Genomic DNA, 7,191 nt, shown 5'->3' with positions numbered 1-7,191 from the left:
AGAATTTGGGGCGCTCGCTGCCTTCATAGTGCTGTTGCCAAGGCCTGATTGTGAGATGCTCATGGTGGCCCCGAATGCTGCCGTAGTGGGGGGAGCACTTTTATAAGCCTTAATGACCATGCCGTTGGTTCCACCGCCTACCAGAATGTCAGGATTGTAGGTTGTTCCACCATAACGGCCCGTAAATTGCGCCCAGTCACCATAATCGGCAGTTGAAGAACCTACTGCATCTAAATCACTGGCCGCTAACAGGACATTGTTCACAGATTGCGGGAAAGTAATCGTGACTGTATTGGTTCCTGTACTGTTGACTCGCGTCACAAAAGCTTGATCGAATGGTTGAATACTACTATTGACGGCCCGCACTTCATACCAGGAACCAAAGTTGGCAAAACTTGAAGAGTATCCGGGTATGGATAAACCTGTACCAGTGGTAGCCAGCGTTGCTGATAGGTTCAACCCTTTGTCAGAAACAATAGATTGCGAGCCTGTCCCGCTGACACCCGTATTCTTCGACCAATCAATTTTATCGCAGGCGCTTGGCCAGGTTGCGCTGTACGCCGAAGGAGCAACAAAGGGGGTCTGAGCAGTAGCCCATGAAAGCGCGGTGCTAACAATAAGCACCAGACTGGTAAGACACTTCTTTCGTTTCATGTAGTAACCTTATCTATAGAGAGTAGGAAAGTGACTAGAGGGAGCCACTACTCAGCGCCCTAGAGTACAGAAGGTAGGTGCAGATAGAAGACGTCGGCTCTAGTCCTGTATTTCTGCTAGGATAAGGTCAACAAGCTGACACCTAAAGTATGCCTTACGCTCGGCCCTTGCGTCTAGCCTTGGTGTAGATCTTTGGCGTACTCTATCAGTTTCAGTGTGGGTAGACTTGTGTCGCGTGCCCTGGCGGCCTGACAAACTTTATGAGAAAGGCTCATAGTGGATTCCGGGGAGCTGAGGCGAGCAATAAAGACAGGAGTGGGCCAAGAAGAGACTGACCGCGTCGGCGCAGCTTGTGCATGGCCTGGAAGAGTCCAAGATAAAGCGGTCACCATCGGTGCGAGATTCCCCGGTATGGGCGCAGCCATGAGCGGACGTACACCTTCAATGGTGTTGACATGAACCTCGTTGGTGCCGTCCCTATCGTCGTCGCGAGCATACTCACCGTCACCTTGATTCACGGTGACGTGTCCACGACCCCACTCCGTCAATCGGTTGTAGCTGGAGTATTCATCGGTGTTGACCAGAGTAGATGGGGTGATAGCAGCGGTCATAAGCGGTTGTATGGTGCGTTGCTCAACGTTGTCACAGAGGTGGAGAACGAATTTCCCACCGCGTTCAATCATGCCCAATACAGGCGGTTTATCGCAGGCAGCACTGCCGCGTCCTCGTTTGGCGTTCAGGCTTCGTTTACGAGCAGCTCGGCCGTTTTTTTAACGAGTGCTGACTGACCCTTGTGTCCAGCGACGATGTACACCTCACCGATTTCGACCGTTCCGGAGAGTTGGGGCGTGTCGCTGCGTTCGACCACACCCTGTCTGAGTATACGAGTCATGTCCTGTACGTCGTTTTCGTTCAATCCCAGTTCTTGGGCAATTTGGCTGTTACTGAGATTCAAGCCCATCAGGTACAAGCACCCGGCCCACTGACGCCAGGGTTGATGATGGCCTGCGAACACCGTTCCTGTCAGGTCATTAAACTTGCGCTGGCGGTGCAGACAGCGGTACCACTGTCTGCACCGCTGAGTGTCATCGCGGCCTTGCTTGGTGAAGTACGGATTGGCACAGTGTGAACACTGCACGCCATTTGGCCATCTCAGCTCGCGAACCACGGAGCAGCACTTTTCGTCGTCCAGAAGACGAATGAGGTTCAACACAGCTTCTATTTTACTGGACGCCCCTTAGCTCCCCGGAGTCCGTGTTGAGCCTTTGTGAAATGCTCTAAGGACGCTGCACTTAGTCAAGCCTGATACCCCTAAGCGCAGGCCAGTGCCCGGTCACGCTTGGCAATTTGGGCCTCACGGGTCAGGTGCCAGCGGCTCAGGTCAGCGGCAGCTTCGCGGATAATTGCTTCGGCGTGAGGGCGGGCGGCCTGGCGGCTGGCGAGGTTGTTCGTCACGATGCCGGTCAGGTCGTCGAGGTTGTACAGGTAAGCCCCCGCGACTCCGGCGATGTCCGGGTTCAGGATGCGCGGCACGCTGATGTCGATCAGGAACATGGGACGCCCCGGGCGCCGGGCTAGGGCCGAGTGCACCAGCTCGGCGTTCAGCACGTAATGCGGCGCAGCGCTGGAGGCGATGACCACATCGGCCTCGGGCAGGGCTTCTTGCAACAGTTCGTGGGCACAGGCGCGGCCTCCCAGCTTTTCGGCCAGCTGCCGGGCGCGGGCCTCGGTGCGGTTGACCACAATCACGTCCTCGATTCCGGCGGCGCGCAGGTGCGTCAGGGTCAGCTCGGCTGTCTCCCCGGCCCCGATAATCAGGGCGGTGCGGCCTTCCAGCCCTTCGAGCGTCTTCTGGGCCAGCTCAACGGCGGCGCTCGACACGCTGACCACCTTGTCGCTCATACCGGTCTCAAAGCGTACGCGCTTGCCCGCCGCGAGCGCACCCTGCGCGACCTTGTTCAGGAGGGTAGCGCTGAGGCCGCGCTCGTTGGCGTCTTGCCAAGCCCGCTTGACCTGCCCCTGAATCTGCGTTTCACCAATCACGAGGCTGTCGAGGCCCGCCGCCACCCGGTAGAGGTGCTGCACCGCTTCCTCACTCCGGTAGACGTACAGATACTCGTGCAGGGCGTGCCCCCAGGCTCCCTCGAAGGCCGCGAGCGGCTCCCCGGCCAGCCCCGCCATGTAGACCTCGGTGCGGTTACAGGTCGAGAGAAGCATCACCTCACGGGCATGCCGGGCGAGGTGGCCCAGCAGAGCGTCGGTTTCACCGGCACGCACGGCGGCGCGTTCACGCACTTCGACCGGGGCGGTCTGGTGATTGAGGCCCACCACGGCAAAGTCCAGTGGAGCCGAGGCCACCAGCGGCGAACGCTGAAGCAGGGTGCGGGCGGTGGGGCAGGCCAGCGTCATGCCCGCGCCCCCAGCGCCAGTGCAATATCGGCCCGCAGGGTTTGCAGTGCCGCGCCCTGCCCCGCCCCGAGGCTCAGGGCCGTTTCCCGGCGCTGTTGCCACACCGCAAGCTGCTCGGCGTCCGGCAGCAGGGTTTTGATGCGGCCCAGCAGCTCCTGCGCCAGCATCGGCAGTTCGCGCCCGGTGCTGACGGCGACTTGCACGCCCGCCTGCTCGGTCACGGCTGGAAAGCGGAAGTTGCCCCGCCCCGCGTCGCCCGCATGGTTGACCAGTAGGCCAGCAGCCCGGGCCTGAGCCGCGATTTCATCGTTCAGGGTCTTGCGGTTCGTGGCGACCACAACCAGCCGCACACCTTCTAAATCCGGCGACTGGTAGGGGCGCTCCGCCACAACCACTTCTAGCAGGCGCAGGTCGGTAACGACTTCGGGAGCCACCACCTGCACCTTCATTTTGGCGTCCAGCAGGGTTCTGGCACGGCGCAGGGCCACCGCGCCTCCCCCGACGATCAGGGCGTGTTCACCGCTGAGGTCGAGGAAGGCTGCCAGATTCATAACGAGCAGCATACTCTCACAAAAAGGGTCGCAAGTCCCGTACCGAACGGTCAGGAAGGTGCTTAGGACACTTAATTCGCCGTGTGATCGCCACCAGCGGTCACGGCCTGCACAACAGCTTCGGCCAGGGCTTCAAGCTGCGCGGTGCGGGCCACCGTCACGCGGGTAAACCCGGCAGCGCGGGCGGCGTCGGCGGTCTGCGGGCCCATCGCCACCACGTTCAGGTCGGGGCCAGTCAGCCTGGCCAGATGCCGCGCCGCACTGCCCGAGGCCAGCGTAACGGCGTCGGCGTGCAGCAGTCGCTGGCGCTCGGCGTCTGGTAAGGGGGCAGGCTCGGTGCGGTAGACCTCGGCCCGCTCGTAACGCAGGCCACGCGCTTCCAGGGTCACTTGCAGGGCGTCCTCAGCCAACTGGGAAGTCAGGTGCAGGGCGGCCTCGCCAGGGTTCAGCGGCAGTTGTGCACCCAGATGCTTAGCCCCCGCCGCCGAGGGAACGAAATCGGCCCGGATGCCGTGCTCGGCCAGGCTGCGGGCCGTGCTGGGGCCGACCGCCGCGACTTTAACTTCGGCAAGATGACGGGCGTCTAGGCCCAGCGCCCCGAGTTGCTCGAACAACGCCGCCACGCCCTGATTGCTGGTCAGGAGGAGCCAGTTCACGCCGGAAAGGTCGCGCAGCCGGGCATGCAGCGGCGCCAGGTTAGAGGTCGGCGCAAAACGGATCAGGGGCACTTCCAGCACGCCCGCGCCGCGTTCACGTAGCAGGGCGGCGAGTTCGCTATTGCCCCCGCGCGTCCGGGTCACGGCGACGGTCTTGCCCGCCAGGGGCCTTGGCTGGGGCTGCGCCAGAGACTGAGACCCGAACCAGTTCAGTGTTTCGCGCAGGCGCACGACTTCTCCCACCACCGTGACGGCGGGCGCCCCGATCCCGGCCTCGCGCACTGCCCCGGCGATGGTGCCCAGCGTTGCGGTCACCACCCGCTGCTCCGGCAGGCTGCCCCACTGAATGGTAGCGGCGGGTGTTCCGGGGGGGCGGCCCGAGGCCATCAGATCGTTCGCCATCTGCTCCAGGGTTCGCAGGCTCATCAGCAGCACCAGCGTATCGACGCCCGAAAGACGCTGATAGTACGCCGCGCCCTCCTTGGTATGCCCGGTCAGCACGGCAAAACTGCGGGCCACCTTGCGGTGCGTAACCGGAATCCCGGCGTAGGCGGGGGCGGCGATGGCGCTGGTCACGCCCGGCACGATCTCGAAGGGAACGCCGTTGGCCACGCACGCCTCGGCTTCCTCGCCGCCGCGCCCGTACACAAACACGTCGCCGCCCTTAAGCCGCGCCACCCGCTGACCGCCGTTTGCCAGGGCTTTGTGCACCAGCAGCGCGTTAATCTGTTCCTGCTCGATGTGCTCGGAAAACCCTTTTTTGCCCACGTAGACGGTTTCGGCGTTCGGGCAGTGACGGAGCAGCTCGGAGTTGGCAAGGTAGTCGAACAGCACCACATCGGCCTGTTCCAAGGCTCGCTGACCATTCAGCGTGAGCAGGCCGGGATCGCCAGGGCCAGCCCCGATCAGCGAAACGAAGGCGCGGGAAACACTCATGGCCCTACCCTACGGGCTAACGGCGGTCAGGGCGCACAAACGCATAGACCCCTGCGCCACCTGCAACGGTTCAGGCAGGTAGGGTCAGACAGGTTCGGAACTCTCCTGTGCCACCAGCTTCAGCGCGTCCTCGTAAAACAGTTTCGTCTGGTAAGCGCGAATGTGGCCCGCCGCGTATAGCCCGGCAAATTCGGCGCGGCTGACATAGCGGGCCCCAGCGATCTCGTCGCTGAACTCAGGCACGATGGTCTGCCCCGGCAGAGGCTCGGCCAGCCAGATGTGCCGCAGAATCAGCTCGTCGTCTCTGGGAATGCGGCCCAGATAAGCGCCCAGGAATTTGATCAACCGGACGTGCAGGCCCGTTTCCTCGTGCGCCTCGCGCACCGCCGCGTCCTGCGGGTTTTCGCCTTCCTCGACACTGCCCGCCGGAATGTGCCACAGCCCGGCCTTTTCGGGCTTGTCGGGGGTGCCGCGCTCGTGAACCAGCAGAATGTCGCCCGCCGCATTCAAAATGACCACGCCCGCCGCCTTGCGGGACACCGGAATATGGGTGGATTCGTCGTACTGCATTACCAGCCCCGCGCTTTTTTCAGGCCGGTGATGTGCGCTATGTGGTGCTGGCCGTGCCAAGCGTACATTGCCAGCAGGGTATCGAGCGTCCAGGTGCCGCTGACCGGATGGGTCCAGGGGCGCTGCCAGTCGGTCACGCCTGCCAGCACGCCCACCCAGCGCGTGTGTAGCTGCTCCAGCAACAGCAGGCTGATTTCCGGGTTCAAGCGTGAGTCGGGCAGTTCGGCCCAGAGCTGTTCCTCATAGGGCTTGATGACCGGGTTGGCCTCGGTGAGCGCCAGTTTGGTTCGCACGTAAGCATTGATATGACTGTCGGCGACGTGGTGAACGACCTGCCGCACCGTCCAGCCGCCCTCACGGTAAGGGGTGTCCAGTTGCGCCGCCGACAGACCCGCCACTGCCTGACGCAAGTCCTGGGGCAGTGCGGCGATGGCGGGAATGGCCCGCTCACGCTCAGGCGGGGTCAGGTGCCGGGGCTGCGGCATGGGGCCGAGGGGATAGCGCAGATCGGTCATGCTTCAGTTTAGGGGGACTGCGGCCAGCCCTGATCCAATCGTCAGAATTTCTTTTTCGTCCAGCGGTCAGCGTCACGCTTCTCGATCTTGTCCATCATGCGCTCGAAGCCGCGTTCGAGGTTCAGGCCGCGCTCATTCGCCATGCAGATGGTCACGAACAGCAGGTCGGCCAGTTCCATCTCCAGGTCGCCTTCCGCCTCGCCGGACTTGGGCTTTTTGCCGTTCTGGTGCGAAATGACGCGGGCAATCTCGCCGGTTTCCTCGGTCAGGCGGGCCAGCAGCAGCAGCGGCGGAAAATACCCTTCCTCGAACTGCGAAATATAGGCGTGGACGCGCTCGCTGGCTTCGGAAAAGGTCAGGGTCATGCGGGCAGCATAGCGGGCGACCGGGCCACGAAAAAGGGAAAGAGAACGCACCCGGCGTCCCCTCCGCCCTCCTCCGGGCACACTTCTTCGGCCCTCAGCGAATGTAGATGTAGGTTTCCTGCACGTCGCGGTCGGCGGGCGCGTAGGGGGTCAGGTAGTCGCTGGTGACGTTGTTCCAGCGCGTGCCGTCGTAAATGCCGCCCAGCACGAGGTCGGTGGTGGGCCGGGGGCGCGTGAAGATGGCCCGGATGCGTTGCAGGCCACGCGGCGCCGAGGCGTTGAAGGTCACGGCGTCCTGCGGGCGCGGGAAGGTCGTCGTGCCGCGCTCGACGTAGGCGTTACGTACCAGTACGTCGGCGCTACCGCCCGCGTTCAGGGCCAGCAGGGTGACGTATCCGGCGTCGCGCACCGTGACATTGACCCGGATCGCCTCGCCGACGTTATAGGCGTTGCCTTCGCCACGGTCGGGGGTCACGCGGGCAATCAGGTTGCTGCTGCTGCCCGCCAGCCCGTAGTTCGGACGTGGAGCAACGGT

The 7,191-nt window shown here is 63.0% G+C and carries 10 protein-coding genes; all 10 read right to left on the bottom strand.

All coding sequences use genetic code 11. The annotated features are described in order from the left end of the window. A partial coding sequence (locus tag QZ269_RS11195) for a hypothetical protein (protein ID WP_291426794.1) occupies positions 1-654 on the bottom strand: 654 nt, incomplete at its 3' end. A gap of 173 nt (positions 655-827) precedes the next feature. Next, positions 828-1,394 (bottom strand): transposase, encoded by a 567-nt coding sequence (locus QZ269_RS13570; protein ID WP_367272284.1) that lies wholly within the window; start codon positions 1,392-1,394, stop codon positions 828-830. Next, a complete protein-coding gene (locus QZ269_RS11190) occupies positions 1,391-1,867 on the bottom strand; it encodes a transposase (protein ID WP_291426793.1) in 477 nt (158 codons plus the stop codon). The genes QZ269_RS13570 and QZ269_RS11190 overlap by 4 nt, the downstream gene beginning before the upstream one ends. 98 nt (positions 1,868-1,965) lie before the next feature. Beyond that, positions 1,966-3,063 carry a glutamyl-tRNA reductase gene (gene hemA / locus QZ269_RS11185; protein ID WP_291426792.1) on the bottom strand — a complete coding sequence of 366 codons (1,098 nt, stop codon included), beginning with the start codon at positions 3,061-3,063 and terminating at the stop codon, positions 1,966-1,968. Continuing rightward, positions 3,060-3,614 carry a bifunctional precorrin-2 dehydrogenase/sirohydrochlorin ferrochelatase gene (locus QZ269_RS11180; protein ID WP_291426791.1) on the bottom strand — a complete coding sequence of 185 codons (555 nt, stop codon included), beginning with the start codon at positions 3,612-3,614 and terminating at the stop codon, positions 3,060-3,062. Before QZ269_RS11180 ends, hemA begins: the two co-directional genes overlap by 4 nt. Before the next feature lie 71 nt (positions 3,615-3,685). Beyond that, a complete protein-coding gene (gene cobA / locus QZ269_RS11175) occupies positions 3,686-5,206 on the bottom strand; it encodes a uroporphyrinogen-III C-methyltransferase (protein ID WP_291426790.1) in 1,521 nt (506 codons plus the stop codon). A gap of 84 nt (positions 5,207-5,290) precedes the next feature. Further along, positions 5,291-5,776, bottom strand: a complete 486-nt coding sequence (locus tag QZ269_RS11170) for a Nudix hydrolase (protein WP_291426789.1) — start codon at positions 5,774-5,776, stop codon at positions 5,291-5,293. Beyond that, on the bottom strand, positions 5,776-6,291 hold the full coding sequence (locus QZ269_RS11165; protein WP_291426788.1) for a YfiT family bacillithiol transferase: 516 nt from the start codon (positions 6,289-6,291) through the stop codon (positions 5,776-5,778). Before QZ269_RS11165 ends, QZ269_RS11170 begins: the two co-directional genes overlap by 1 nt. A gap of 41 nt (positions 6,292-6,332) precedes the next feature. Then, positions 6,333-6,656 (bottom strand): nucleotide pyrophosphohydrolase, encoded by a 324-nt coding sequence (locus QZ269_RS11160; protein ID WP_291426787.1) that lies wholly within the window; start codon positions 6,654-6,656, stop codon positions 6,333-6,335. A gap of 94 nt (positions 6,657-6,750) precedes the next feature. Continuing rightward, positions 6,751-7,191 (bottom strand): DUF4384 domain-containing protein (locus QZ269_RS11155; RefSeq protein WP_291426786.1); only part of this gene is annotated, 441 nt, incomplete at its 5' end.

This window comes from Deinococcus sp. (genome assembly GCF_018260405.1).
Lineage (GTDB): Bacteria > Deinococcota > Deinococci > Deinococcales > Deinococcaceae > Deinococcus.
This window is presented reverse-complemented; position numbering and strand designations above follow the sequence as displayed.

Bases quoted from the DNA above. Each gene is read 5' to 3' on its own strand.
- QZ269_RS11180 (WP_291426791.1), bottom strand. From the start codon at position 3,614: ATGAATCTGGCAGCCTTCCTCGACCTCAGCGGTGAACACGCCCTGATC.
- cobA (WP_291426790.1), bottom strand. From the start codon at position 5,206: ATGAGTGTTTCCCGCGCCTTCGTTTCGCTGATCGGGGCTGGCCCTGGC.
- QZ269_RS11160 (WP_291426787.1), bottom strand. From the start codon at position 6,656: ATGACCCTGACCTTTTCCGAAGCCAGCGAGCGCGTCCACGCCTATATT.
- QZ269_RS11170 (WP_291426789.1), bottom strand. From the start codon at position 5,776: ATGCAGTACGACGAATCCACCCATATTCCGGTGTCCCGCAAGGCGGCG.
- QZ269_RS11165 (WP_291426788.1), bottom strand. From the start codon at position 6,291: ATGACCGATCTGCGCTATCCCCTCGGCCCCATGCCGCAGCCCCGGCAC.
- hemA (WP_291426792.1), bottom strand. From the start codon at position 3,063: ATGACGCTGGCCTGCCCCACCGCCCGCACCCTGCTTCAGCGTTCGCCG.